The organism is Pseudomonas sp. LTJR-52 (genome assembly GCF_003691465.1).
GTDB classification, from domain to species: domain Bacteria; phylum Pseudomonadota; class Gammaproteobacteria; order Pseudomonadales; family Pseudomonadaceae; genus Chryseomonas; species Chryseomonas luteola.
On record NZ_CP033105.1, the window covers coordinates 5,500,877 to 5,524,987 of the forward strand.

22 protein-coding genes and 5 pseudogenes are annotated in these 24,111 nt (G+C 52.1%); 14 read left to right on the forward strand and 13 right to left on the reverse strand.

The features are described from left to right. Positions 1-154 precede the first annotated feature (154 nt). The gene (locus EAW52_RS25585; RefSeq protein ID WP_122044637.1) at positions 155-1,171 is read left to right on the forward strand and encodes a 1-aminocyclopropane-1-carboxylate deaminase; all 1,017 of its coding nucleotides are present in this window, start codon (positions 155-157) and stop codon (positions 1,169-1,171) included. Positions 1,172-2,022: 851 nt separating this feature from the next. Here the strand turns inward: EAW52_RS25585 and EAW52_RS25590 are convergent. Further along, entirely contained in the window at positions 2,023-2,238 is a 216-nt protein-coding gene (locus EAW52_RS25590; protein WP_122044638.1) for a hypothetical protein, read from the reverse strand. A 573-nt stretch (positions 2,239-2,811) separates the two neighbouring features. Here EAW52_RS25590 and EAW52_RS25595 point away from each other — a divergent pair. Next, entirely contained in the window at positions 2,812-4,182 is a 1,371-nt protein-coding gene (locus EAW52_RS25595; protein ID WP_122044639.1) for a hypothetical protein, read from the forward strand. 293 nt (positions 4,183-4,475) lie between these two features. Further along, entirely contained in the window at positions 4,476-4,883 is a 408-nt protein-coding gene (locus EAW52_RS25600; protein ID WP_122044640.1) for a hypothetical protein, read from the forward strand. 199 nt (positions 4,884-5,082) lie between these two features. On the opposite strand, the gene EAW52_RS25605 is transcribed toward EAW52_RS25600, so the two are convergent. Next, the gene (locus EAW52_RS25605) at positions 5,083-6,042 is read right to left on the reverse strand and encodes a hypothetical protein (protein WP_162997744.1); all 960 of its coding nucleotides are present in this window, start codon (positions 6,040-6,042) and stop codon (positions 5,083-5,085) included. Between the two features lie 489 nt (positions 6,043-6,531). After that, positions 6,532-6,795, reverse strand: coding sequence for a hypothetical protein (locus EAW52_RS25610; protein ID WP_162997745.1), 264 nt, complete (start codon positions 6,793-6,795; stop codon positions 6,532-6,534). Between the two features lie 204 nt (positions 6,796-6,999). Here EAW52_RS25610 and EAW52_RS26160 point away from each other — a divergent pair, with 204 nt between their 5' ends. Beyond that, positions 7,000-7,146 (forward strand): hypothetical protein, encoded by a 147-nt coding sequence (locus tag EAW52_RS26160; protein ID WP_162997746.1) that lies wholly within the window; start codon positions 7,000-7,002, stop codon positions 7,144-7,146. 1,078 nt (positions 7,147-8,224) lie between these two features. Further along, positions 8,225-8,398, forward strand: a pseudogene (locus tag EAW52_RS25620) (nuclear transport factor 2 family protein); the annotation flags it as partial. Between the two features lie 9 nt (positions 8,399-8,407). Here the strand turns inward: EAW52_RS25620 and EAW52_RS25625 are convergent. Further along, positions 8,408-8,668: pseudogene (locus EAW52_RS25625) on the reverse strand (hypothetical protein); the annotation flags it as partial. 279 nt (positions 8,669-8,947) lie between these two features. Between EAW52_RS25625 and EAW52_RS25630 the strand changes: the two are divergent. Then, the gene (locus EAW52_RS25630) at positions 8,948-9,151 is read left to right on the forward strand and encodes a transglycosylase SLT domain-containing protein (RefSeq protein ID WP_122044645.1); all 204 of its coding nucleotides are present in this window, start codon (positions 8,948-8,950) and stop codon (positions 9,149-9,151) included. Positions 9,152-9,400: 249 nt separating this feature from the next. Here the strand turns inward: EAW52_RS25630 and EAW52_RS25640 are convergent, their stop codons facing one another. Next, on the reverse strand, positions 9,401-10,273 hold the full coding sequence (locus EAW52_RS25640) for an aldo/keto reductase family oxidoreductase (RefSeq protein WP_122044647.1): 873 nt from the start codon (positions 10,271-10,273) through the stop codon (positions 9,401-9,403). Between the two features lie 97 nt (positions 10,274-10,370). Here EAW52_RS25640 and EAW52_RS25645 point away from each other — a divergent pair, with 97 nt between their 5' ends. After that, complete coding sequence (locus EAW52_RS25645; protein ID WP_122044648.1) at positions 10,371-11,288, forward strand: LysR family transcriptional regulator; 918 nt, start codon at positions 10,371-10,373, stop codon at positions 11,286-11,288. Between the two features lie 51 nt (positions 11,289-11,339). Here EAW52_RS25645 and EAW52_RS25650 read toward each other — a convergent pair whose 3' ends face one another. Both EAW52_RS25650 and EAW52_RS25655 read right to left on the reverse strand, forming a co-directional pair. Continuing rightward, entirely contained in the window at positions 11,340-12,290 is a 951-nt protein-coding gene (locus EAW52_RS25650) for an IS481 family transposase (protein WP_122043986.1), read from the reverse strand. A 57-nt stretch (positions 12,291-12,347) separates the two neighbouring features. Beyond that, positions 12,348-12,515 (reverse strand): annotated as a pseudogene (locus tag EAW52_RS25655) (transposase); the annotation flags it as partial. 191 nt (positions 12,516-12,706) lie between these two features. Here EAW52_RS25655 and EAW52_RS25660 point away from each other — a divergent pair. Next, a pseudogene (locus tag EAW52_RS25660) lies at positions 12,707-12,829 on the forward strand (IS3 family transposase); the annotation flags it as partial. 215 nt (positions 12,830-13,044) lie between these two features. Here EAW52_RS25660 and EAW52_RS26615 read toward each other — a convergent pair. The 4 genes from EAW52_RS26615 to EAW52_RS25680 all read right to left on the reverse strand — a co-directional run bounded on the left by EAW52_RS26615 (position 13,045) and on the right by EAW52_RS25680 (position 16,537). Further along, positions 13,045-13,320 carry a hypothetical protein gene (locus EAW52_RS26615; protein ID WP_256680873.1) on the reverse strand — a complete coding sequence of 92 codons (276 nt, stop codon included), beginning with the start codon at positions 13,318-13,320 and terminating at the stop codon, positions 13,045-13,047. Then, positions 13,266-13,475, reverse strand: coding sequence for a VOC family protein (locus EAW52_RS26620; RefSeq protein ID WP_256680870.1), 210 nt, complete (start codon positions 13,473-13,475; stop codon positions 13,266-13,268). Before EAW52_RS26620 ends, EAW52_RS26615 begins: the two co-directional genes overlap by 55 nt. Positions 13,476-13,958: 483 nt before the next feature. Then, positions 13,959-15,266: a C4-dicarboxylate transporter DctA gene (gene dctA / locus EAW52_RS25675; RefSeq protein ID WP_122044649.1), complete on the reverse strand. Its 1,308-nt coding sequence runs from the start codon at positions 15,264-15,266 to the stop codon at positions 13,959-13,961. 101 nt (positions 15,267-15,367) lie between these two features. After that, entirely contained in the window at positions 15,368-16,537 is a 1,170-nt protein-coding gene (locus EAW52_RS25680; protein WP_122044650.1) for a mandelate racemase/muconate lactonizing enzyme family protein, read from the reverse strand. 209 nt (positions 16,538-16,746) lie between these two features. On the opposite strand from EAW52_RS25680, the gene EAW52_RS25685 reads away from it, so the two are divergent. From EAW52_RS25685 to EAW52_RS26165, 3 genes are all read left to right on the forward strand, one after another. Next, a complete protein-coding gene (locus EAW52_RS25685) occupies positions 16,747-17,634 on the forward strand; it encodes a LysR family transcriptional regulator (protein ID WP_122044651.1) in 888 nt (295 codons plus the stop codon). Positions 17,635-18,411: 777 nt separating this feature from the next. Then, positions 18,412-18,951, forward strand: coding sequence for an N-acetyltransferase (locus EAW52_RS25695; RefSeq protein ID WP_122044653.1), 540 nt, complete (start codon positions 18,412-18,414; stop codon positions 18,949-18,951). Positions 18,952-18,985: 34 nt separating this feature from the next. Further along, positions 18,986-19,156 carry a hypothetical protein gene (locus EAW52_RS26165; protein WP_162997747.1) on the forward strand — a complete coding sequence of 57 codons (171 nt, stop codon included), beginning with the start codon at positions 18,986-18,988 and terminating at the stop codon, positions 19,154-19,156. Positions 19,157-19,506: 350 nt separating this feature from the next. On the opposite strand, the gene EAW52_RS25700 is transcribed toward EAW52_RS26165, so the two are convergent. Next, positions 19,507-19,926, reverse strand: a complete 420-nt coding sequence (locus tag EAW52_RS25700; protein ID WP_122044654.1) for a hypothetical protein — start codon at positions 19,924-19,926, stop codon at positions 19,507-19,509. Positions 19,927-19,976: 50 nt separating this feature from the next. Beyond that, positions 19,977-21,389 (reverse strand): PLP-dependent aminotransferase family protein, encoded by a 1,413-nt coding sequence (locus tag EAW52_RS25705; protein WP_122044655.1) that lies wholly within the window; start codon positions 21,387-21,389, stop codon positions 19,977-19,979. Between the two features lie 206 nt (positions 21,390-21,595). Here EAW52_RS25705 and EAW52_RS25710 point away from each other — a divergent pair, with 206 nt between their 5' ends. From EAW52_RS25710 to EAW52_RS25720, 3 genes and pseudogenes are all read left to right on the forward strand, one after another. Continuing rightward, positions 21,596-22,807 (forward strand): MFS transporter, encoded by a 1,212-nt coding sequence (locus EAW52_RS25710; protein ID WP_122044656.1) that lies wholly within the window; start codon positions 21,596-21,598, stop codon positions 22,805-22,807. 47 nt (positions 22,808-22,854) lie between these two features. Continuing rightward, positions 22,855-23,037 (forward strand): annotated as a pseudogene (locus tag EAW52_RS25715) (EamA family transporter); the annotation flags it as partial. A 166-nt stretch (positions 23,038-23,203) separates the two neighbouring features. Beyond that, the gene (locus EAW52_RS25720) at positions 23,204-23,995 is read left to right on the forward strand and encodes a PoNe immunity protein domain-containing protein (RefSeq protein ID WP_122044657.1); all 792 of its coding nucleotides are present in this window, start codon (positions 23,204-23,206) and stop codon (positions 23,993-23,995) included. Positions 23,996-24,111: the final 116 nt, after the last annotated feature.

Sequence of the window (24,111 nt, forward strand, 5' to 3'; positions counted from 1 at the left end):
AATCTAGCACGCTAAAAAAGTAGACATACAATATTTAAGTTCTTTTTTACCTCTTAGTTTGCAACCCTGAAAAACTATCGAGTTTTTATACTGGTTCCGCATGTTTCGCTACCCGAACCCTTTCGGATTTGCCTTTCGCTGCAAGGAGTCCACCATGAAACTTGATCAGTTCAAGCGGTATCCCCTCACGTTCGGTCCGACACCAATCCATCCGCTGAAACGCCTTAGCGAACACCTGGGCGGCAAGGTTGAGCTCTATGCCAAACGCGAAGACTGTAACAGCGGTCTGGCATTTGGCGGCAACAAGACCCGCAAACTCGAATACCTGATCCCCGAGGCGCTAGAACAAGGCTGTGACACATTGGTATCCATCGGTGGCGTACAATCCAACCAGACACGCCAGGTTGCCGCCGTGGCTGCTCACCTGGGCATGGATTGCATGCTCGTTCAAGAAAACTGGGTGAACTACGCTGATGCTGTCTATGATCGTGTAGGCAATATCGAGCTATCCCGCATCATGGGTGCGGAGGTTCGCCTGGATGCTGCCGGCTTTGACATAGGCATTCGCCCGAGCTGGGAACAGGCCATGGAAGACGTCCGCACGCGTGGCGGCAAGCCGTTTCCGATTCCTGCGGGTTGCTCGGAGCATCCCTACGGTGGATTGGGATTTGTTCGCTTCGCCGAAGAGGTACGCCAGCAGGAAGCTGAACTGGGCTTCACCTTTGACTACATTGTTGTCTGTTCCGTCACTGGCAGCACTCAGGCAGGCATGGTAGTGGGCTTCGCCGCTGACGGCCGCGCCGATCGCGTCATCGGCATTGACGCTTCCGCCAAGCCGGAACGAACCCACGAGCAGATCACCCGTATCGCCCGGCATACGGCAGAGTTAGTTGATTTGGGTCGTCCCATCACCGAAGCAGACGTAATCCTCGATACGCGCTATGGCTACCCGGAATACGGTCTCCCTAGTGACGGAACGCTCGAGGCGATTCGTCTATGCGCCCGGCTGGAAGGCATGCTGACCGATCCGGTGTACGAAGGAAAATCGATGCAGGGCATGATCGACAAAGTGCGCAAGGGTGAATTCCCAGAGGGTTCGAAAGTTCTATATGCCCACCTGGGCGGCGTTCCCGCCCTTAGCGCCTATAGCTATTTGTTTCGTAACGGTTAATCGTGACAATACCTGACCGCGAGGCGTCGATCATAGGTGTACTTGATCGACGCCTCCCGCTTGAGATTAAGGCCTAAGTCAGCGTCAGGGTAAAGGAGAGCTCTAGGAAGCTGTCTGAACAGAGCCGTAAGTAAGGAGCGGTCTGGTTACGTACCGAAACGGTGATAAGTTTGCAAAACGCCAAAGTGTGTGCGCCCATGACTCCTGAACACCGCACTCAAAACCAGAGTAGCTTTCTCGCTGCAGCGCTCAACTGGCTTAGGCTGCCAACACGCGATTACATCCGACGCGCTTGACTGTGTACCTATGAGTTCTGCCAAAGTAGCTGTGATGATAATTACAAATCCTAGATAAAGGAGTCGGGCCGGTAGCTACGACTGGCCTCTGCTTGCAGTCGTAAGTGCAGCATCAGTTTCGATCCAGCAACCCTTGAAAAAGAAGGTCTCGTTTTTATCGAGCGTGGCGATATTGTATCCATCCTCCTGGACTACTACGCAAGGAAGGTCGAGGACGCGAATGCTCGCGCTAAACGCTGAAGTCCACAAATCAGATAAAGCGGTGGCCGATGCAACAAAGCGGTTTTCGAAAGTACTACCCCGGCGCCACCGTCAACATATGTTCGACATCATGAACAGCCGCTCACCGTTGCGCCATATGAAGTTGTTTGTGAAGATGTCCTGGAGCTGATGGCCCAAACCAACGGCGACGCTGACAAATAGCTCGTTACGGGCAGGCAAAAAAAGCCCCTATAAGGGGCAAAGATTCTCGAAACAAACATCTGGACCATTCGCACGAGACCTCGTGGATATTAAGGTTATCGACGCGTATGCCAGAAGCTTTAACAGTCCTGTTTAGACCTCTTTCGCAGAAGGCGTGAGCACTAACCCTGCTATCCATGCCACCAGCCCTAAGACCAGTGCCAAACCTGATATCCAATACGAGCCAAGACCGACTTCAGCAAGCTGGCTGGCAAACAACGGACTGATGATGCCAATGGAAATGCCCGCTACGCCTACTTTGCGCAGATCCTGCGATAGAGTTTGGCGTCTTGCGATGGAAAGGTTCATTCAGCGGTGCCCCTGTTCTGGAAATAACCAAGCTTTGCAATGGCATAGCTTTACTATCAGCTCTTTACCTGTATAGCCGAGCCGCTTGCATTCTGAGTATAGAAAAGCAGAAGCCATGGTCTAGCCAACGGTGTGAAGAGACTGCTTGCATCTCAAATCAGCCTAGCTCAAGGGTCTTGTCGAGCATGATCGGTGTATATAACTGGCCATAAGCCGTTAGGTAGAGTCATTACGGCCAACTGGTTTTAGCCATATGGGTTGAAAGAACCAAGCGGATGTATACCACTTATCGTATTAGATCTTTTGATGGATATTCGTAAGGCCGAAATTGCTTGAGTCTGCGCATTCGTACACGCAGGTGGGAGATCAGGTTGTACTTTGTACAGGCTCGTTCTTACAGCTGAGGAGGATGATCCATTGCAAGGATGTTGGATATCAAACCGGCCCATCAACTGCTACAGGAGTCATCATCCAAGCTACGCCTTCGTGCGGCCTTCATGAGTAGTTAACGGTTTTACAGCTTTGCCTTTTGCTCAGCTCCTTGGCCTTAAAAACTAATCAGGGAAAGTACTCATGTTTACGCTCAAACCTTTGGCATTAATCCTTCTCTTTTCTTTTGGCACTACTGTATTGGCAGCCAACCACAGCGCCACCCAAACGCAAGACGGTAACTACAACGAAGCGACCTTGGAGCAGACAGGCGAAGGTAGTACTGCTACGCAGCTTCAGAGCGGCGAATACAGTCGCTCGGCCATTGTGCAAGCCGGAAACAATAACGCCGCAGAGACCAATCAACAGGCGCAATTTTCCTCTGCCAACGTGATACAGCTCGAACAGTCTGGTAATGAAAATACAGCTACGATTACACAGCAGAATCTGGGGTTCGGGCACGAAGCCACGGTTACGCAGCGGGGCGATAGCAACGATGTCACGCTCGATCAGCAGGAAGGCAACGGATCGGTAGCCAGGCTGTATCAGGAGGGAGATGGAAATACCCATAGCATATTGCAGCGAAGCTATGCCAATGAGCTGGAAGTAACGAGCGTAGGCACCAGTAATACCGCTACAGTGCGGCAAAATGGCGGCGGACCGGCTCGAGCCGAGCAGCGGGGTGACGGAAACACGGTGGATCTGGAGCAGCACGTGTCTTATGCCGGCGGCAACATGGCGGTCTATCAAGAGGGAAACGACCATGCTGCCACGGTATACCAGTCCTCAGGCCGCTATGGTCAGATTGATCTAACGCTTAACCAACTGGGTAGCGGCAATACGGCAGAGGTTACGCAAGCATCTGACATGGCACCTCTGGTCCTTACTCAAGACGGTACGGGCAATGCTAGTACAGTTGACCAGAGCATTTGGATGGGCTCGTTCACGGGTACTGTTACAGGTAATAGCAATGTGATGAATGTTACTCAGGATGGGACATCGCTTAACGCGACGGCCAGCCAGCAGGGCGATAGCAACATTTTGAGTCTTTCACAAAGTGGAGTTGGCAACAGTGCGGAAGTGTCACAAACAGGCACTGGCAATGCGGCTACCATTGTCCAAACTGAAGTGTTTCCTCTTGAGAACGTGAACGGCTCTGCAGCGATCAGGCAGAATGGCGACAGTAACGCGGCCACGATCAACCAATCGGTCAATCGAAACGGCTCTGGCTCCATTGAGCAGACCGGCCTGGCCAATCAGGCCATCATTCAGCAGGAAGATTTCATTGGAGGCAATTCCGCGGACATCGTGCAGAGCGGCGATAACCTGGATGCCACGATTACGCAGCAGGTTTCCGCTAGCGCTAATCGCGCCGAGATCACTCAGAACGTGTCCGGCAATATCGCCAGCATTACCCAGGGCGGCAGGGTAAATGGCGATATCACTCTGGGTGGTAACAGTGCAACGATTGCGCAAATCGGCCTGAACAACACGGCCTCCATTGTTCAGCAGTAGGTAGCTCGGGCGCAGCCACGTTTTACGGTAGCGCCCGCCGTTCCAGCAGACGCTATCAGAAATTAGCTTTTGTGCTGATACAACCGAGCTGCGGTCATCCTGAGCATTGAAAAGCCGGTGGCCGGATCAAGCCCAACCTGTGATGAAAGGGTCCGCATCGCAAGGCAGCCCAGCTCAAAGGCCTCGTCGGGGGTAATCAGCACGAAGTAAACCTAACCGCAAAAAACTGGCCGCGCTCCAGGACAAGCTAATACGGGGTTTTCCGCGCAAAGTGATAAAGGGCTTGAGCAAATATGACAACGTCCAGAAGTCTTCTCCTGTCCATGCAACGTCCTGGTTTGCTAGGCGCAGCCGTTGCCGTGTGTTTAGCGGTCATCGCTTACACCTTGGTTGAAAGGCCAAACCCCTTCGACAATGCCACTTTTGATGCGCAGCGGTGGCTTGCCACTACCGGCAACATACAGGACGGCACCTGTTATCGAGGAGAGATGGCTGAGGACATTCGACACACAGTGCTATCCGAGGGAATGACACAGGCCGCCGTCGTCCAGGTACTTGGCGAACCGGATAGCTATTCAACTGAGCGGCAATACCAGTATGTCCTGGGCCTGTGCAGTGGGATAGGGATGGACTACGACAACTTGCATGTGTATTTCGACGTGTCAGGTCGCCTGGTGGACAGCAAGATCCTTCAGCACTAGGCCTGCTGCCTGCGTCCAGAACGCTGAGGGTGGCAGTGGCAAACGTTGATTAGCCGACACTTTAAATAGATCACCTATAATTGAGCGTCCCATCAAAAAATTCATTTTAACAAGCACTCGAAGCAACAGGTGCATCGCCTTTCAAACGCACGCCGTAGCTTTTAACGGTTTCCATTGTGCAAATCGCTGGTGTGAGCACCTAGTTATGGCCCATCTGATTTAACAAGATACTGTTTGAGCTACCAGCCTGATTGATCACCGCTTTTTGACTAATCCCCGCCTGCCCTATGGACAGATAATTCTGGCTGCCCTGTGTCAGCGCAGTCGCTACGTGTCCAGCTCCTTCCTGATGCCCTTCAAACAGATTCGACTGCCCGATCTGCCTGTAATAGAACTCGTTCAAACTACCGGACTGGACCATATCGATCGAGTTGGCCTCCCCGCTCTGTTGAAGGCTGGACAGGATGCCAGGCTCAGCCGGTGCGGCCAGTGCCACGTTGTAATCACCATCCTGCAGAACAGACAGACCGTTACCTGAGCCAGTTTGAGTTGAGGCAATCAGGTTGGAATTTCCTATCTGGGTAAGTGCAGTAGCGCTACCATCGCTTTGAAACTGAAACAGATAAGCAGAATTGTTTTCGCCTTGTTGCCTGGTGAACCCTACGCTGTAGCCTGACGAATTCAACTGGTTGGCAAGACTTAAGTTTGCCGCGCCGCTCTGTAGCTGCAGGGTATAGGTATTATTTGAGGCGGTGTGCCAACTACTAGCCTGATTAGTTTCACCTTGTTGAAACATATCAGCATTGGAATCAGATGAGCCGGTATCCATATACACGCTTCCATCGTTGTTGTTGCCCGTCTGCTGGAGCAGGACATTCACATCTTGTGTGTTTTCCTGATGGATTAGACCAATGTTTAACGAGCCCTCCTGCTCAATTTTGACGCGGGAATCTACGCTGTTGATCTGTATCGATACAGCCTGATTTAGATTACCCTTTTGAGTCACTGAAGACTGAAGACTAGCCCCGGCCTCCTCATAGGGCGGCAGAGTACCAGAGCTGGCGTTCTGCATTGATTGCTGGATCTGGTCTTGTGCATAGGCTCCTGACGCCGCTATTAACGATAAGATAGCCAGGCCTAATGATTTCCACCTGCTCATAGCGGTACCCTCCCAACACTCGTTGGTCTTCTTGGTCATCATAGCCAGTCTAACGGTAGACTCAATCAGCCCACTTACTGCCCCAACGTGTGACTAACTGTTTCAGACACATCGATCAGTAATGAAGGATGGCGCTAGATTCGAGCGTAAAGGATTCAAACCGAACATATAGGCGGTAAGATTCTTCGACATGTGTTTTGCATGAGAAGCTGTTTGGCTGCTGAAACAGCCCTGAAAGCAGGCGGCAAACGGAACATCAAGGATCAGTTTCACGGGCAGCCAACATAGCCCGCCCTTAGCGTGTTGCTGTGCTCTTTATACCTGTTGACCTTTTAAATGGTCGCAGAGGCCAACATAGGTAGTCGGCCATAGGTATCACCAGCTTGGCTCGTCAAGCCCTGATCTTTTAAGATTCAGTTGATGTTGAGTAAAGAAGCAGTTCTAGAGCTCATTAGGCTCGACATTACCATGAGTCGCGCCTATAACGCCTTAAAGGGCCCTACCGGATGCCCAGGCTTTAATTTTATTAAGGCTGGGCGCGCTTAATCGATTTTTTTCAAAGAGATCATCCAGGATGCTCCGGTCAATCCCAATCTGCAGGCTGGCTTCTTCCAGGGTTATGCGTTTGGCTAATATCAGTCGCTGAGTGCTTTTGGCTACGGTTCGGGCAGTGATTGAGTTGAGAAGCGCGTTTTCGGCGCGAATGGCTTTTTGCCTTTTGATTTCTCTTTCTTGTCTCTGGGCATCGTTCATAAGGTAAATCTCGGGTATGTCTACTACGTAGACTTTGATCGGCATGCAATGCAAAACATTTAATTATGCTGCTAAGCGGTAGGTGCGACTAAAAAGGTTAACGGATGCAACGACCTTGCTGCCAATGGTAGACCTCACGCTGGGACTTTTGACCATGGAAAGCGTTACCTTGCCAGTGAGTGGTCGCTCGATGCAGAGCGTGTCATGGATGACGTTAACAATGCCATGCGTGATCAGGCTGGATTTGATGCCGAGGATCTGTCCGAACACATGCAAAGGACAGGCGAAAGCATGGACCAAGCCGAGGCGCGACTGTATAGCCAGCGTTCAGTGTTGATGAAAGCACATTAAGATGGGCAGGCATGTTTTAGCTATAAAACAAAGTGCTTAGTACAAGGCAGGAGTGATATCAATTTTGCATAACTATAGTTATGCAAAATCCAATTGTAGCGGCTAAATAGTAATTTCGCGATCTAGCCAAATAGAAAGGTCTTGATTAGAGCCGCGTCTAACTGACCGACAGTAAGCCCCTGTAGGTCAAGAGCAGCCCCATGACAGCGTGTGGGCAGATCCCGATGAGCATGCGAGAAGTTGACCGCCTCAGCTCAATGACGGGTTACCATCTTCCATTGCCGAGAAAAACTTAGTCTAGTGTCCGGGATTAGTTGACCATTATATGGGAAACTTGATCGAAGAATCTCTAGCAGAATTTCCCTTGCTATCGTCTACGACCTATCCTCACTGGAGGAACGGTATATGTCCTGCTCATGATTGTTGGAAGCAACGAGTGAGCAGGATAAGTTCTCTACCTATGGAAAGCAGCCAAAGGGTTTCAGCAGCCTTCTGTGCAGCGAATTAAGCTAAGGAGAGAGTGCTGGGCTTAATACTTACGATATCGTTCAGAAGCGTCTTAACGAGCGTTTTAACGTCTTCGAGCGGCGTGTTGCTTTTCGCGATCCGGTTGATAAGGATGCGGTCAGCCTTCTGCAAAGTTGGAAGGCAACGTTTAGCGGTTTCACGTATTTCTTTGTTCGTGCCATGGATCTGCGCTGAAAGGGAAAGGCAGACCGCTGCGTCAAAAAATCTCAAGTATTTTGTTCCTAGATGGATTATATCAAGGCGCCAGTATACTTCTTTCCAGCGGTTTTGACAAATACTCAAAAATATGGTTAGAAATCATAGACCCTTGTCCGCTCGGTCAACATCAATGGCCTCACCCAGAAGCACTCACACCTGCCGGTCATTAGCTACCTGATCAGTCGAATCAAGTTGCACTGAGGCAACGCTTTAGCTCGCTTTGACACAATCCGAGAGTAGATCAAATAGCTCATCACAGAAGCGCATATGGCTCAAAGCAACATTGCCAAGCGCAATGCCTCCTTGAACAGCATGTATTTGAGTAATGTCTGGATAATGCCTAGGCAAAGAAGCCGATTTAGCAGCACATGGATCAGGCGCTCTTAGTATTTCCAGGCTGGAACCTTCAGAGCAAGAAATCCGATTGATCAGAGTCGACACGGCTGCTGTTTCTGTACGGGTCCAGATTAGTCGTAAATATGCCGGTCAACCTGCTGACGTAGATTTCCGCTTCACGCACATCTAGAAACGAGTCTCAGACGGTCTGTGGCAGGTTGCGGTCGCCCATGCTGGCAGGCTCAGAAGCTAACTCACTGCTGCATAAACTCAGGGCGCAGCAGTATGCATGCAGAAAGCTGCTCCACTCCTGCATCAGCCCCCTCCTCTTTTCCAGTAGATCCCCTTGGTTATAGATCGCTTCCACCTTACTGCCCAGCGTATGCGCCAGCGCCATCCCACAGACCTCGCGCGGATAGTTCGTGGTCTCGGCTGCCCAGGTTCTAAAGGTTGTGCGAAAGCTGTCCTGCAAGGCGGACAGCAACATACTGCTTCCAACGCTAATACCGGTGGAAATGAAAAAGGTGGCGCAGGGAAAGGCAACGCCCAGGCCACTTTCGGCAATGAGAGCCCACCCAGGGAGGTTCCGTCAGCTGCACAAAATCCTGGTGGCAAAGAGGGGACGCAAGGTGCAAATGACGCGAGGAATGGCCAAAACGTGAAGCCTGGCGACGGCATCACTTCGGTCAATGCAGATAGCTCGCCGCGGGGCATGCCGCAGGACTGATGGCAAGACTGCGTGAAGGCTGGCGAGAAGTATGGAGTCGATCCTTTTGTGCTCGCTGCGCAAGCCAAGCAGGAGAGCAGCTGGGGTCAGAACATGGCTAATGGCGACGGCGTGATGCAAGTTGAGGCCGCTACACGCGGTGATAACGCCGCCAGAAGGCAGGTCATGAATACGACCACTCCCGCCAATCCGATCAGGTTGAAATGGCCGCCATGATTATGAGCAGCCTAGGGGGTGATGCCCGGAGGCAATTGAAGAAATATAACGGTGGGCCTAACTGGCAGCCAGGCTCTATCGATTCTTTCAATCGAGTTACCGATCCCCAGGGTTACGCTCAAAAGGTAATGGCGTGCGCGGATGAGTTGCGCGGCGGCGTCGCATGAATGAAGCAAGGATGGCCTAGTAAGCTTTCCTTGACTCTAGCGAACCGCTGCAGCAAACGTTACGTGAGATGCTGACTTTGCTTTATCGCCCGTAAGCCAACGTATCCAACTGTGCTACCGCCTCAGCGGATAAAACGACATCTGCGGCGGCAAGGTTCTGTCGCAAGTGGTCGACTTTCGACGTTCCCGGAATGAGTAGAATGTTAGGTGAGCGCTGCAGCAACCAAGCGATGGCGACTTGCATGGGGGTTGCCCCTAGTGTTGCCGCGACTTCCTCCAGTGTGCTCGATTGCAATGGGCTGAAGCCGCCGAGAGGAAAGAAGGGCACATACGCGATGCCTTCTGCTGCCAAACGGTCAATCAGTGCATCATCCTGACGATGCACGATATTGTAGGCGTTTTGTACACAGACGATAGGAACAATCCGTTGTGCCTCGGCAATCTGTGTAGCTGTAACGTTACTGACCCCTATATGCCGGATCAGGCCCTTATCACGAAGTTCGGCCAGCGTAGTAATGGCCTCCTCCAGCGAACCTTCGGCCGGCTCATGCAGACCGTGCATGCTGCGCAGGTTTACGACATGCAGTTGCTCTACGCCGAGGTTGCGCAAATTGTCATGAACGGCAGAGGTAAGCTCGGCAGGCGAAAAGGCAGGTAACCACTCACCAGCCGTCCCTCGGCGAGCACCAATTTTGGTCACAATGGTAAGGTCATGTGGGTAGGGGTGTAGTGCTTCTCGAATCAGTTGGTTCGTAACATGTGGGCCATAGAAATCCGAGGTATCAATGTGGTTAACCCCTTGCGTGATAGCCTCACGCAAGACAGCCCGTGCGGCGTTGCCGTCCTTTGGCGGACCAAATACGCCTGGTCCTGCCAGTTGCATGGCACCAAAGCCGATTCGGTTAACCTTACGATCGCCCAGTGAATAAGTAGCGACAGATACCTTGCTGCTCATGAGAAGTACTCCTTAGCGTGTGAGCGATCACAATAGGTCTCCAGAGACTGCAGGACAATCTGCTATAGTCCGTACGGGTTGTACGGGCTGGCGGACAATGAATATTGATCTTAATGATCTTCAGGCCTTTCTCATAGTAGCCAAGGCTGGCGGCTTTCGAGACGGTGCTCGGCGCAGCGGGGTTAGCGCGTCACGCTTGAGTGATGCCGTGCGCCGACTGGAAGCGCACCTGGAGGTGCGGCTGTTTAACCGAAACACCCGTAGCGTGGTATTGACCGACGCGGGCCAGCAATTGGTCCTGCGAGTATCGCCAGCACTACTGGAAGTGAGCGCTGCACTCGATGTGGTCAATCAGTTTCGCGACTATCCAGCTGGGACCTTGAGGTTAAACGTCCCGGTTGTTGCGGCGCGCTTGGTACTGCCCAGGATTCTGCCTGGCTTTCTCGACAGCTATCCGCGCATTCAGGTTCAGATTATTGCTGAGGATAGCTTTGTCGACGTGCTAGCCAGTGGTTGCGATGCCGGTATCCGCTATGAAGAGCGATTGGAGCAGGATATGGTTGCGATTCCTATCGGACCGAGAGTACAGCGGTTTGCTGTGGCAGCATCGCCAGCTTATCTTGAACGCCATGGCCTTCCACGCGATCCGAATGATCTTCTTGAGCATGCCTGTATCCGTGGTCGCTTCGCCAGCGGTGCGATTGCGCTATGGGAGTTCGAGCGTGACGGGCAGGTGATCCAGTTTGAGCCTAAAGGGCCGTTGGAGGTCCGTATCGGCGGAGCAACCGACTTGGCAGTAGAGATGGCTCTTGCCGGAAGCGGCCTCACCATGCTGTTTGAGGATTGGCTGCAGCCGTATTTTGACGATGGACGACTGGTACCTGTACTGGAGCCCTGGTGGGTGAGCTTTTCCGGACCCTTTCTCTACTACCCGGGGCGGCGTCTGTTGCCAGCGCCATTAAGGGCTTTTGTTGACTACGTACGTGATAAGCGGCAAGAGCTGTTTCCCGACTAACTGTGCATTAGTAGTGTCGGTGAAGTTCACATTTCTATTCAAAGAGACAGACTAGGTGTTAGGTCCCGGGAAGAAGGGGTTTGGGTCGGTTAAAAAGAGCTGTGGTTGTTTATGCCATTGCCCGAGGATAAAGCCAACCGGTGTTTGCCCTTTCAAGGCGCGCAATGGACGAGCGCTGTTATACGCCCACAGATAATCTTTTATATGCTCCTGCAGCTGTTTAAGCGAGGCATAATGAAAGGCCTTGGTGGTGGCCTGCTTGATCGTCCGGTTCATGCGCTCGACCTGGCCATTGGTCCAGGGATGGAAGGGCTTGGTTAGCCGATGTTCAATACCGTGCCGATAACAGATCACATCGAAAGGATGGGCCCGGTAGCGTTCAGTACCTGTCTTCCTGGCAAATTGAATGCCGTTGTCGGTGAGTACCGTATGCACCTTATAGGGTAACATCTTAAGCGTGGCCTCCAAAAAGTCGACCGCATCTTTGCGCCTCATCTGCGTGTGCAACTCGGCATACACAAACTTCGACGTGCGATCGATCGCCACAAAGAGATAGGCCCGGCCCTCTGCGGTACGCACCTCGGTGATATCGATATGCAGATAGCCTAGCGGATAGCGTTTGAAGGCTTTCTTCTCACGTACCGGCTCAGCTGAGCGCGGGAGGTTGCTGATGCCGTGTCGCTGGTAGAGCCGATGCAGACCCGAGCGCGAAAGCCTGGGTATGAAGCGCTGCAAGGCATGCAGGCAATCGTCCAGAGGCAGCAACGTCTTCTGCCGGAACGCAATCGCAGCGGCCTCTTCAGCCAGAGTCAGGGAGGTCGAATGCGGCTCCCGAGGTCCCATGGGCTGATCTTCAACTGAGTCGCGCTTACGCCACTTGATCACGGTCTTGGGGTTTAAGTTGTAACGCTTACTTAGCGTCGCGATCGAATCCTGCGATCGCTGTAACTCCGCTCGGATGGCGTGCGTGGTCGTGGCGCGTTTGTGTAGAACCTGAGCCATGGATCCTCCTCCGATAGAGGTCTATACCATAAACCCTTTCTCCCTGGGACCAAACACCTAGGTTCTGTACGAAAAGTACTGTCGTAGGCATCGCAGCGTGCAAGCCAGCGTAACCATGGAGGCAAAACTTCTTGCCAGCTTGTCGTAGCGAGTAGCGATCCTACGATTCTCCTTCAGCCAGCCGAACATCCGCTCGATGTGCTTGGGCTTGCGTTTCATGGTTCTCTGCTAACCCAGCGGTACCAGGCATACCAAGTACTACACTGACGCTTGCCATGCCATGTAGCCAGTCAATCCTAGAAATATAATTCCTACCAGAACGTTGAAAGCAACGCTGTGCTGTTTCAGCCAGTGACTGACAAACCTGACGCTAAATGTGTAACTAAGGTGTATTACCAAAGTACAAACCAGCACAAATCGGAGCGCCACGGATGCACGAGGATCTGCCGGACGAGGGTGAAATCGTCAGCCTGAACCGCGTTGCTCGCCTGATGGCGGCTGAGCAAGTTCATGGCTGGCCACGTCGGAAGCGGCGTGGCTTTGGTTCAGCGGCAGCGTCGAGCCAGACCAATGTGGGCAGGAATTGCGATAACCGTAAAGCCTACCTAAATGATTCACCACGAACAGATCGTCATGGCCGAAAGCGGCATAACGAAATCCCAGCGAAGTACCGGGTGGAACATCGTTCACGTGGCAAACCCGGTTCCTGGCCATTCGGGTGTCTCCATACTCAGGGACGACTGCCACCCGGCGTCTACTGTTCGCACCAGTGGAAGAGGAAGATTTGAGAGTTGTCCATGACTCCTGGTGCGATACGCGGATTCCAATCGTCGTTGTGCTGCTCCATGTCCGCGTCGGACTCGATATGGCACCCCATCGGGGTGTTAAAGTACCAGAACCAGTTGGAGCCAAAGCGATGGCGGCCAGACCCCCAATATGACTCGTAGCCCTTCTGGACGAAGGCATACCCATCGCTCAGCACCTCAGTCGGGCCTCCCATATGGAAGGTAAAGTGCTCGCAACCCTGCATATGGGGCAGCGTCCGGATAAAGAATAAAGTGTGGTGATCAAAGGTACCGGCCGGGCGCAGGAAAGACCCATGCCGATAAACTTGTCAGTTAGTTTGAAGCCCAACCGTTGCGTATAGAATGCTTCAGCCTTGTCGGCGTCCGGTACAAAAAACACTACGTGGGACAGGGTACGAGGACTTGCTGCCAGCGGGGTGCTGATGTCCGTGGGTACTCCGGTAGTGCTGGCGGGCCGTCGGACGTCACCGGGGGCATTGACGGATTCGGCCTGAAGATCGATCGTTTTTCTCGCCGTTACCTGGAAACCAAGAGCGAATCCCAGATCGTCGAATAACTCGAGCGACCCGTCCGGCAATACCTTGACTTCGCCGTCCCCGTCAAACTCCTGTTTGATTCTGCCAGTACCGAGACGTCTTTTACGCCATAGATGGTCTTACGCAGCATGTTTGCGGTGGGCAGATTTCAGGCAGGTAACTGCGGATCATCGCGGTGACGAATCTCCACGCCGGTACGATCATGGTGGGGACTTGAAGGTCATGGTGTGGCTCCATCACGCTCTAGACGGCGCTTCAATTGCTCAACGCGCCTTACCTGCTCTTCTCTAGGAGCGGGAATTTTCATGAATAGAACTTACTCGTGTCTATTCCTGAATCGCAAAGCGCTTAGCCTCAAGTCTGGCTGCCTTTGTGTCGGCTATCTCTTGTTTTGCCTTGGAAACGTCGAATGAATTATCCCATTTGGCAATAGCGATAGTTCCGATCCCATTTCCAATAAGGTTTGTCACTGCCCGTGCTTCGTTAAGGAATCGATCAATTCCCAGAAGCAGTACGAGCCCTACCAACGGAATCGAGTGGATTGTGGTCAAGGTTGCAGCCAAGGTAATAAATCCTGCACCAGCGACGCCTGCCGAGCCTTTTGAGGTCAGTAACAAAACACCAAGGAGCACTGCTTGATCCATCAGGCTTAGGTGTGTGTTGGTCGCCTGTGCAACAAACACAGCAGCCATGGTGAGATAGATACATGTACCGTCAGCATTAAAGGTATAACCTGTTGGCAGAACCATGCCCACAACAGACTTTTCACACCCAAGCTTTTCAAGCTTAACCATCATCCTTGGAAGCACCGCTTCGGTGGAACAAGTACCCAGGGTGATGAGAATTTCGTCCTTGAAATAACGTAAAAACTGCATCAAGGGTAAGCCAGACCATCTTGCTACCGCACCGAGCACAACAAATATGAAGAGCAGAGTCGTCAAGTAGAGTGCGACAAGCAATTGCCCCAAGGAAAGGAGAGTACCAATACCGTATTTACCAATGGTAAATGCCATCCCGGCTCCCGCTCCAATGGGCGCTAGACGCATTACCATCGCAACTATCTTGAACAATCCCTGCAAAAAGAGATCGATTATTGAAATCAGGGGTTTACTCACATCCCCCATTTGAACAAGCGCTACTCCCATTAACACGGAGAGAAGGATCACTTGCAACATTGATCCTTTCGCAAAGGCATCAATAAAGGTGGTCGGAATGATGTTCATAAAGAAATCAATCGTTCCACCTTGTTCATGGGCAATCTGGCTGTATTTATTGATGGCACTGCCATCCAAGGTGGCTGTATTGATGTTCATCCCAACACCCGGCTTGACGATGTTGACTACAACCAAACCAATGACCAGCGCAATCGTAGAAAGGACCTCAAAGTAGATCAGGGCCTTTCCGCCAATGCGGCCAACTTCCTTGATGCTGCCCATCTTGGCAATACCAACAACAACCGTACCAAAAATAATGGGTGCCAAGAGCATCTTGATAAGCTTGATAAAACCATCCGCAAGCGGTTGAAGCTTGGCGCCATATTCGGGCTGTACATAGCCGAACAGGCCACCAATAATGATACCAATTAGAACTTGGACATAGAGCTGGCTGTACCAGCGAGACTTCGCGATTTCCACAGGATGCACCTCATTTTATTCTTATGATGGGCTGTGTGGTCAGGCCTCTTAGCGGCGCCTGAGTTTGCTGCCTCCCGATAGAGGCAGCAAAGGCACAGTGATCAGCTTTCGCCTAGTTCACGCATAACGGCGTAGAGGGCCGATTTGGCTTCAAACCCAACGCCTGGGATATCCGGTAAACCGACATAGCTGTTCTCGACACGAATGCCATCGGCAAAGCCGCCAAATGGCTGGAACACATCAGGATAGGATTCGTTGCCGCCTAAATGCAGGCCTGCTGCAATGTTCAAAGACATCTGGTGACCGCCGTGAGGAACAACCCGGCGAGATGACCAGCCTAGCTCTTTCATGACGTCCAAGGTACGCATGTATTCAACCAGCCCGTAGGAAAGCGCACAGTCAAATTGAACATAGTCACGATCAGGGCGCATACCGCCATGGCGCAGTAGGTTACGTGCATCCTGATGGGAAAACAGGTTTTCACCTGTCGCCATTGGCAGGTCATAGTGATTGGCAAGCTCTGCCTGCAGCGCGTAATCCAAGGGATCACCTGCCTCTTCGTACCAGAACAGGTTGTACTTGCTTATAGCCTCAGCATAGGCAATTGAGGTTTTAAGATCGAAACGGCCATTGGCATCTACTGCCAGACGGCGGCCATCGCCTACTACCTCCAGTACCGCTTCGATGCGACGAATATCCTCATCCAGCGGCACTGCCCCAATTTTCATTTTTACAACATCGTATCCGCGATCCAGATATCCCTGCATCTCGGCTTTGAGCTTGGTCTGGTCCTTGCCCGGATAGTAATAGCCGCCTGCGGCATAAACCCAGACTTTATCATCCGCTACACCGTTACGATAACGATCAGCCAGTAGTCGATACAGGGGCTTGCCTTCTATCTTGGCTACGGCGTCCCATACAGCCATGTCGATTGTTCCCACAGCAACCGAGCGTTCACCGTGTCCCCCTGGTTTCTCATTGGTCATCAGGGTCTTCCAGATGGCAAACGGGTCGAGGTTATTGTTCTCCTGGTCAATCAATGATTCTGGGTCCGCTTCAGCGATTCGTGCCAGGAACCGATCACGCATCAGAGCACCCTGGCCGTAGCGCCCATTTGAGTTGAAACCGTAACCAACAACCGGCTTGCCGTCACGAATAACATCAGTGATGACCGCTACTACAGAGCAAGTCATCTTCGAGAAATCGATGTAAGCGTTAGCAATTGGGGATGCAATAGAAACAGTTTTTTCACGAATTTCAACGATGCGCATGGCGCGGCCCTCTTGTTGTAAAGCTTTAAACTAAGCTTCATTTTTTCACCTGCCTAATGCTGTTATTGAAGTAAGCAATGCCGAAATGGCATTACCTCTTGAAAGATCGGCTAGTTACATTCGGTTAGCGCGCGTCCTACTGAATAGCTAGTTCCTAATGGAGTACCGTGCTATAAATCCTTTGCATTCATGCTTAAACGGCATAGTTTATGGAACTGGTCTGGCTAGAAGACTTCATAGCTCTTGCAGAACAAGGCGGGTTCATTCGCGCGGCTCAGGCACGTCATGTGACCCAACCTGCGTTTAGCCGTCGGATACGTGCGCTGGAGGAGTGGATGGGCGTGGAGTTGTTCAAGCGAACGGCCCAAGGTGCCACACTGACGCCTGCTGGTGAACACATACTAAACAGTGTTCAGGATGCAGCCTTACGCTTGTACCGAATTCGAGATGAGGCACGTGAAATTGCTGGCACGGCTGCAAAAAGCCTTCGTTTTTCCGCGACTCATTCTCTTTCGTTTACCTTTTTCCCAAAATGGATTCGTCAATTAGGGCGAGGTGCGCCCATCGAAGCCGTTCGTTTACTTTCGGACAGCATGGCAGAGTGCGAGCGCATGCTGGTTCATGGGCAAGCCCAGTTTCTCTTAAGCCATCGTCATCCCGATGTACCTACCCTCTTACCCGCTGGTCAATTTATTAGCCAAACCATTGGGCAAGACACACTTGTACCCTTGATGGGAGCAGAAGCAGATTTTGGAGCGGACCTCCAAACGCTTCCTTATCTAGCCTATACAAAGGAGTCCGGCCTGGGACGGATACTCGAGCATCACTTACAAGATAAAGCTGAATACTTACATCTGCGACCTTCCTTTAGTAGCCATCTGGCTGCAGTCCTGACCTCTATGGCTCTTGAGAATAAAGGGGTCGCCTGGCTACCAAACAGCTTAACCGAGCAAGAGCAAATCGAAGGTAACCTCGTTCGAGCACTGGATAGAAGTTGGGATATCCCGTTACAAATACACCTGACCCGTCCAGTTGCGCCGCTGCCATCATTTGCTGAGGCCTTTTGGCAGGACGTCAGCCATTCCTTTCAGCAATAAATACCTAGCTAAAGTTCTGATCGGGTAACTCGTTTTACAATCAGCCATACAGCTACGCCCATAGTCCATTGGTGAAAGCTTTGCTCCTGTCATGTATCACTACTCAAATCATCTCTGAGTGGGGAGTGAACCCGAAGCCATACACAATAGCTAGGTTAACCTTTAGGGAATTAATAGTCGATCGATAACATTGGTGGGGAATACAGCTTGTACGGCGAATGTTTCTTGGTTGTCCGCCTCAATTGAAGAAGGTGGCTTCCGCTTAACCGCGCTGCCGATGACTCAAGGCTACAATGCGGCTCAACCAACCTTCTCTTTTTCAAATAGAAATCAGAAATCGAAAGCATCTCTTGCAGATCTATAAGCTATCACGCTGTAGCAATCAAAAATCCAACCATACTGATTAGAATTATAGAGCACAGTCCTGCCGGCATCGCTATCCAGTAGCCGACCTCTTTCTTTACGCGAAACACATGTCGAAGAACCTTACGGCCTATCCATTCGAATACATCCATAACGGTGTCTGGAAACTCACAAATCCCTCTAATGAGAACCTTGAGTCCTTTCCATACGACCTCAGCACCATCATCCATGTCTTTTCGTCCTTAAAGCACTGCATTCAAACTTGACCGCTGGCTATACAGTCTAGCCTCAGCCCGGCCCATGGCTTCGCCTGTACTTTAATATTTATGGGGGATATGACTTTAAGCAGGTTATTTAAGTTAGGCGTAAAATGATGCACCGTGCATTGTACAACGCGCCGGAAAGAACGAAACAATGTCAGGATCTCGAAGTAGCAACCTCAAGTATCAGGTGTACCGCTCAACAGCCTTGACCATGGCCAAGGAGTTCATCTTGGATAATCCTAGTGACCTACTTGCAAAGGGAATCGATCCCGCTCGTATTCGTTTTGAGCCGATCACCCAAGAGGCGCTTAATCAGAGCTATCTATGGATTTCTGAAGCCCTGTTATATCCGTGGGAGGATGTTCCAAGCTGGAAGAAGCGTGACACTAGGCATTTTGACCTATCGCTTTGGTACGACCATGAGCTTTGTGGTCTTTGCTACGCTACCCCTCGGGCAAGCACCCTGACGATCAAGATTGTGCTGCTGGAAGGCAAGCCAGATGGAACGCACCCACTCAAGGGACAAGTGGCAGGCTTGGCTCTGATCAATGTAACCCGGTACGGGCGAATGCTCGGGTTGTCCGAAATTGAAATACAAGACCCCGACCCTGGCGCTATAGACTGGTACAAGGAACTAGGCTTCGAGCTGGACGACGAGCAGCGTCTTGTCATCAGCATCGTCGAGGCATAACATTAAATCTAAAGCCAGTAATCGAGGATGCTTCATGAAGCAATCTAAAGACACAGCGAAGTCTCTGCTTGCCGCTCAGCTCCAGGCTGAAGCGCGTCGTCTCGCTGGCGGCATTACCAGTGTTGAGCGTAAGTTTCTGGCGGTCAGCTTGGCTAAAGGAAAAGAGCTTGAGCCAGATGGACGTTTAGCAGGCGCACGCCTTTGAAAGCAGTACCTCTAAGCCTGTAGCCAAAGCTTCTCTCTGCTTTTAGAGTGTTCGCTCATGAGAAGGCTTATTATTAGGCTTCGCATAACACGCTTATGTTAAATTGATATCACTTCCGCCTGCCCTTCAGTTCTTTATAGCTAAAACATTGCTGCCCGTCTTAATGCACTGTCTTCAACCCTGACCGCTGGCTGTATAGCCGCGCCTCAGCCTGGTCCATGGTTTCGCCTGTCCTTTGCATATGCTCGGACAGCTCTATAGCATGAAGTTTAACCTGATCATGCATAGAGCTCTTGGCGTCAGCCATGACATGTATGCTCTATCAGCTACCATTAGGTGTTCTGAGCAGCTTAGTTTCCCCTGTTACGAGTTACACCATTTCGACCCAGCAAAATCTCAACCAGGCTGCACTCATCTGTCCAGATCCTGAGAAACTTCTGCCAGTCCTGAGCAAAATAGCCTTCAGCGACACAGGTTGATCCCCTACTCGCAGCCGCCATCCGTGATCGCCACGGTTCAGGAATGGAAGACTCCGCAACAATAGCGAGCCCCTTGGGGTCATCTCCTCTGGGGCCGACAGGAACATGATCACCTACCTGCTCTACTGTCCAGCCAGCGGCTTCTCCGAGGGGGAATGTCATATCCAGCCTCTCGATTTCAATCAAATCCTGAATAGCCTGCTCCTGTTTCAGGGGGCTAGACAGCTGCCACAGGGCTTCACGCCGCTTGCGCTCACGCCTCATCAGGTCAGTTATCAGCTGATCATCCATGCCAATACCTCTTCTGTCTGTTCAAGGGCTGGCGCATCATAACGACACGCTTATACCTTGGGTGCATCTTTCAGTTCGTGTCCCAACGCCTTTATGGCTGATTCCAGTGCGTTTCCCTGCAGCAAGGCGTAGTTGATCCGTATACAGTTTCGATACTTTCCTGCGGCGGAGAAGATATTTCCAACTGCAAACTCATAGCCCTGGTACGCCAGACGCTCATTCAGACGCAGCGCGTCTATCTCTTCGGCCAACTCGATCCAGAGCATGAAGCCGCCCTGAGGCTGGCTTATACCTGCTGACGTTGGCAGGTGGTCTGACAACCAGCCTGAGACACGCTCAAGGTTACGTTTGTACTGGCTGCGTACACGACGCAGATGCGGATGGTAGTGTCCTGCTGCAATAAACTCGGCAACCGCCATCTGCGGCTGGGTTGAAGTAGCACCTGTGCCGATATATTTCATATGAAGCACCTGCTCCAGATATCTGCCCGGAGCAATCCACCCAACTCTTAGACCTGGAGCCAGGGTCTTGGAAAAGGAACTGCAGAGCAGCACTCGTCCCTCCTGGTCCATGGACTTGATCGAACGCGGCCTTGGATAGCCATACGCAAGGTCGCCATAGATGTCGTCCTCGATAACTGCCACATCAAACCGCTGCGCCAGTCGAAGCAGCTTTTTCTTGCGCTCCTCGGGCATATTGAAGCCCAGCGGATTGTTACAGGTGGGTGTGACCAGTACGGCCTTGATTGGCCATTGCTCTAGAGCCAGTTCCAGGGCCTCCAGACTGATACCCGTGATCGGATCCACCGGTATCTCGACAGCCTGCACCCCTGCCCCCTTGAGGGTCTGCATGATGCCGTGAAAGCCGGGAGACTCGACGGCAACGATCTCGCCCGGTTTGCATAGCGTGCGAACTGCAGCCGAGAGGCCCTCATGGCAGCCTGTGGTAATTACAATCTCATCGGGATGGAGCTGACAGCCCGAATCTACCAGGAGTCGTGCAACCTGCTCGCGCAGTTCAGGCAAACCCTGGATGTCGTCGTAACGAAGCATGGCCATGTCATGACGACGTGATATACGGGTAAGCGCAGTAAAGAGCGGCTTGAGTGTAGGCGCGCCGATATCGGGCGTTCCCCTTCCCAAATGCAGTACATCCGCTCTAGGGGATCTCATCTGCTTGAGCAGCAGATCCCACTGGCCCACCTCCACCGGACGCTGGGCTGGACGACACGTGCCTGGCAATGGCATCTGTCGCCTGCCTGAAGCCGCGAAATATCCTGACTTGGGTCTGGGCACGGCCAGGCCCCGGTCCTCCAGCACCCGGTAGGCCTGCTGGACCGTCGAAAGACTTACGCCATGCTCCACACTTAGGGTTCTGACCGAGGGCAACCTCTGACCGGGCAGATACAAACCCTGTTGGATTCGCTGTTCGAGGAGCGCTGCAAGATTGAGATAAAGGTTCATTCCTTAACTATATGGGCTTTAAGGTGTGAGGTGACCATACAGATTGCCTGAAAACCTACCATTCAGAGCGGCGAAAGACCGTTTTGTATGCTCAAGGTCATCCATTGCTGGGTCTGCCAGACACATAGCTTTTGCCTGATCCTTTTTATCAGGCGCGGCGAGGCATTTCCTGCCTCCCTATCAACTGTGCAGACAAAGAGTGACCAATGAATACAGATACAAACGTCTCGACATGCACGGCTGCCAGGCCGCGGCAGGAAAAGCTATCCAGAGTGCTGGAACTCCTACTGTCATGTACTGCCGGCGCCTCTGTCGCCAATGTCTATATGGCGCAGCCCCTACTGGATGCGATGGCGCAGGATCTTGGCGTAGAGGCGGCACATATCGGTCTTGTCGTGACGGCTACGCAGATTGGTTATGCCCTGGGACTGTTCTTTCTCGTACCCCTTGGTGATCTCATCAATCGTCGCCGGCTGATTCTGGGGCAGATCCTCTTGTCCGCCTGCTCTCTTCTCCTGGCCAGTCTCGCTGACAGATTCTTTCCGCTTCTGGCATCTCTTGCTGCGGTAGGCCTTATGGCCACGGTAGTACAGGTGCTGGTGGCCTTCGCCGCTACGCTTGCACGACCGGAAGAGAGAGGTAGCGTCGTAGGAAGAGTGACTAGCGGTATTGTGCTTGGCATTCTGCTAGCGCGCCTGTTTTCTGGACTCATATCTGACCTTGCCGGCTGGCGCTCCGTTTACATGATCTCCGCAGCGCTTGCAGTAGTTTTGGCCGGAGCACTTGCACTCATGCTGCCCCGACATAACCGGGATGCCAGGCCAGTCAGCTATCTGAGCCTTCTCTGCTCAGTACCCAGGCTTTTCATGTCCGAACCTGTACTCCGAGTACGAGCGGTATTGGCCATGCTTATCTTTGCAGCCTTCAGCATTCTCTGGACAGCGCTGGTGCTGCCGCTAAGTGAGCCTGAGATGGGGCTCACTCAGACGCAGATTGGCCTCTTTGGTCTTGCCGGGGTCGCAGGAGCCCTGGCCGCAGCCCGTGCTGGTCAGCGCGCCGATGCGGGCAAGGGACAGCAGACCACAGGGATAGCTTTGCTGCTGCTTCTGCTGTCGTGGGCGCTAATAGCCGGCCTGCATGCTTCAATTGCTGTGCTGACCCTGGGCGTTATTATTCTCGATTTTGCCGTTCAAGCTGTACATGTCACCAACCAGAGCCTGATCCTGGCCGCTCGACCAGACGCCTCAAGCCGACTGGTCGGGGGCTACATGATTTTCTACTCGATCGGAAGCGCCGCAGGTGCCTTTGCATCTACTACAGCGTATGGCTGGGCAGGCTGGAATGGCGTTTGTGTACTGGGTGCAGCCGTCAGCCTGAGCGCCCTGCTCTTCTGGCAACTGACGCGCCCCCGCTATTAGCGCCATCCCTCTTCACGCTCCTCCGCTGCGTCTGGAAACCTGCCCATATGAAAGCCCGCCACCTATCGCTTGCCGTCCTGATCACTGCCACCTGGGGAGTCAACTTCTCGGTCATCAAGCTTGGACTCGCTACGGTTGATCCCTTCATTCTGGCCGGACTGCGATTTCTTCTCTGTGCAGTGCCGGCAGTCCTTCTAATACCCAAACCAGCAGTGCCCTGGCGTTATCTGAAATAGTTTTCCCATCTATGGGCTTTCTCATCCCAAGAAAAATTTACCGAGGTACTTCAAGCAAGAAGAGATCATGATCTGATTTCCCTTGGCCAGGAATGGGAAGGAGCACTTCGGTACTGGTCACACATGATGTGATTTACTACGATCAAGGGAGCAATGGTCCATGACCGTGAAAATCAGACAAAGCTTTTTAACTGAAGCTCATTCTGCCCGTCTGCATGAGTTCCTAGCGGCAGACACAATCAAGCTTGAAAAGGCTGAGCTCACTGCCGACTCCATTGAACAGGCTCATTCGCTCAGGACTATGCTTATCGCAGAAAATAAATTTGTATCCTGGGTATTAAGCTACACGGCTGGGAAAGAACTTTCGGATCTTTCAGATGACTTCGAGTCAGTAGTGTTAGCCTACGAGCACTACCAGAAAGCGCAGGGAGTGCTTCGGAATGACTCACTAATATCTCCGCTAGGCCTGGAAAATCTGGAAGATTATGAGCGCAGCCTTCAACTTATAGGCATCGCAATCCTGATAAATCGATGGGATCTGTTCGAAAGGATCGTTGATCTTCTAGACCCTGGTTATAGGTCAGAAGACGCGCTCTATGAGGAAATCGTTGGAAGGATCCAGTCTGGCAGAGCGGATTTACAAGAATGGTATCATGATCAGCCCTATCGAACTCTACTGGATGCGATTGATGCTGAGGATAAACAGACAGCAGCAAATCTGCTGAGGCAGTACTGTAAAAACTGGTACAGAGCCTTCAAAAGCAGCCCTTGGCATGATAGTCATCTTGATATAAGGCAAGCTGGTGGTATCTACTTCGGCTACTGGGCTTTCGAGGCCGGTGCTGTAGCCTACCTCTATGACATGGATGACAGCCACATCAGCCATATGGTGTACCCTAAAGACCTGGTCGCCTATGCTCGAAACACTAGGAAGCCAAGGGACCACGGTTGAAGACGATACTTTATTTATGTCCTGCAGTTGTTATTACGACCTTTCCATCATGGAAATGAATTCTCAGATGGTCCCCTAAGTACTGAACTTACTGTATGGCCGCCTTGCCGTTAGAC

Bases quoted from the DNA above. Each gene is read 5' to 3' on its own strand.
- EAW52_RS25585 (WP_122044637.1), top strand. From the start codon at position 155: ATGAAACTTGATCAGTTCAAGCGGTATCCCCTCACGTTCGGTCCGACA.
- EAW52_RS25590 (WP_122044638.1), bottom strand. From the start codon at position 2,238: ATGAACCTTTCCATCGCAAGACGCCAAACTCTATCGCAGGATCTGCGC.
- EAW52_RS25595 (WP_122044639.1), top strand. From the start codon at position 2,812: ATGTTTACGCTCAAACCTTTGGCATTAATCCTTCTCTTTTCTTTTGGC.
- EAW52_RS25600 (WP_122044640.1), top strand. From the start codon at position 4,476: ATGACAACGTCCAGAAGTCTTCTCCTGTCCATGCAACGTCCTGGTTTG.
- EAW52_RS25605 (WP_162997744.1), bottom strand. From the start codon at position 6,042: ATGAGCAGGTGGAAATCATTAGGCCTGGCTATCTTATCGTTAATAGCG.
- EAW52_RS25610 (WP_162997745.1), bottom strand. From the start codon at position 6,795: ATGAACGATGCCCAGAGACAAGAAAGAGAAATCAAAAGGCAAAAAGCC.
- EAW52_RS26160 (WP_162997746.1), top strand. From the start codon at position 7,000: ATGGATGACGTTAACAATGCCATGCGTGATCAGGCTGGATTTGATGCC.
- EAW52_RS25640 (WP_122044647.1), bottom strand. From the start codon at position 10,273: ATGAGCAGCAAGGTATCTGTCGCTACTTATTCACTGGGCGATCGTAAG.
- EAW52_RS25645 (WP_122044648.1), top strand. From the start codon at position 10,371: ATGAATATTGATCTTAATGATCTTCAGGCCTTTCTCATAGTAGCCAAG.
- EAW52_RS25650 (WP_122043986.1), bottom strand. From the start codon at position 12,290: ATGGCTCAGGTTCTACACAAACGCGCCACGACCACGCACGCCATCCGA.
- EAW52_RS26615 (WP_256680873.1), bottom strand. From the start codon at position 13,320: ATGCAGGGTTGCGAGCACTTTACCTTCCATATGGGAGGCCCGACTGAG.
- EAW52_RS25680 (WP_122044650.1), bottom strand. From the start codon at position 16,537: ATGCGCATCGTTGAAATTCGTGAAAAAACTGTTTCTATTGCATCCCCA.
- EAW52_RS25685 (WP_122044651.1), top strand. From the start codon at position 16,747: ATGGAACTGGTCTGGCTAGAAGACTTCATAGCTCTTGCAGAACAAGGC.
- EAW52_RS25695 (WP_122044653.1), top strand. From the start codon at position 18,412: ATGTCAGGATCTCGAAGTAGCAACCTCAAGTATCAGGTGTACCGCTCA.
- EAW52_RS26165 (WP_162997747.1), top strand. From the start codon at position 18,986: ATGAAGCAATCTAAAGACACAGCGAAGTCTCTGCTTGCCGCTCAGCTC.
- EAW52_RS25700 (WP_122044654.1), bottom strand. From the start codon at position 19,926: ATGGATGATCAGCTGATAACTGACCTGATGAGGCGTGAGCGCAAGCGG.
- EAW52_RS25705 (WP_122044655.1), bottom strand. From the start codon at position 21,389: ATGAACCTTTATCTCAATCTTGCAGCGCTCCTCGAACAGCGAATCCAA.
- EAW52_RS25710 (WP_122044656.1), top strand. From the start codon at position 21,596: ATGAATACAGATACAAACGTCTCGACATGCACGGCTGCCAGGCCGCGG.
- EAW52_RS25720 (WP_122044657.1), top strand. From the start codon at position 23,204: ATGACCGTGAAAATCAGACAAAGCTTTTTAACTGAAGCTCATTCTGCC.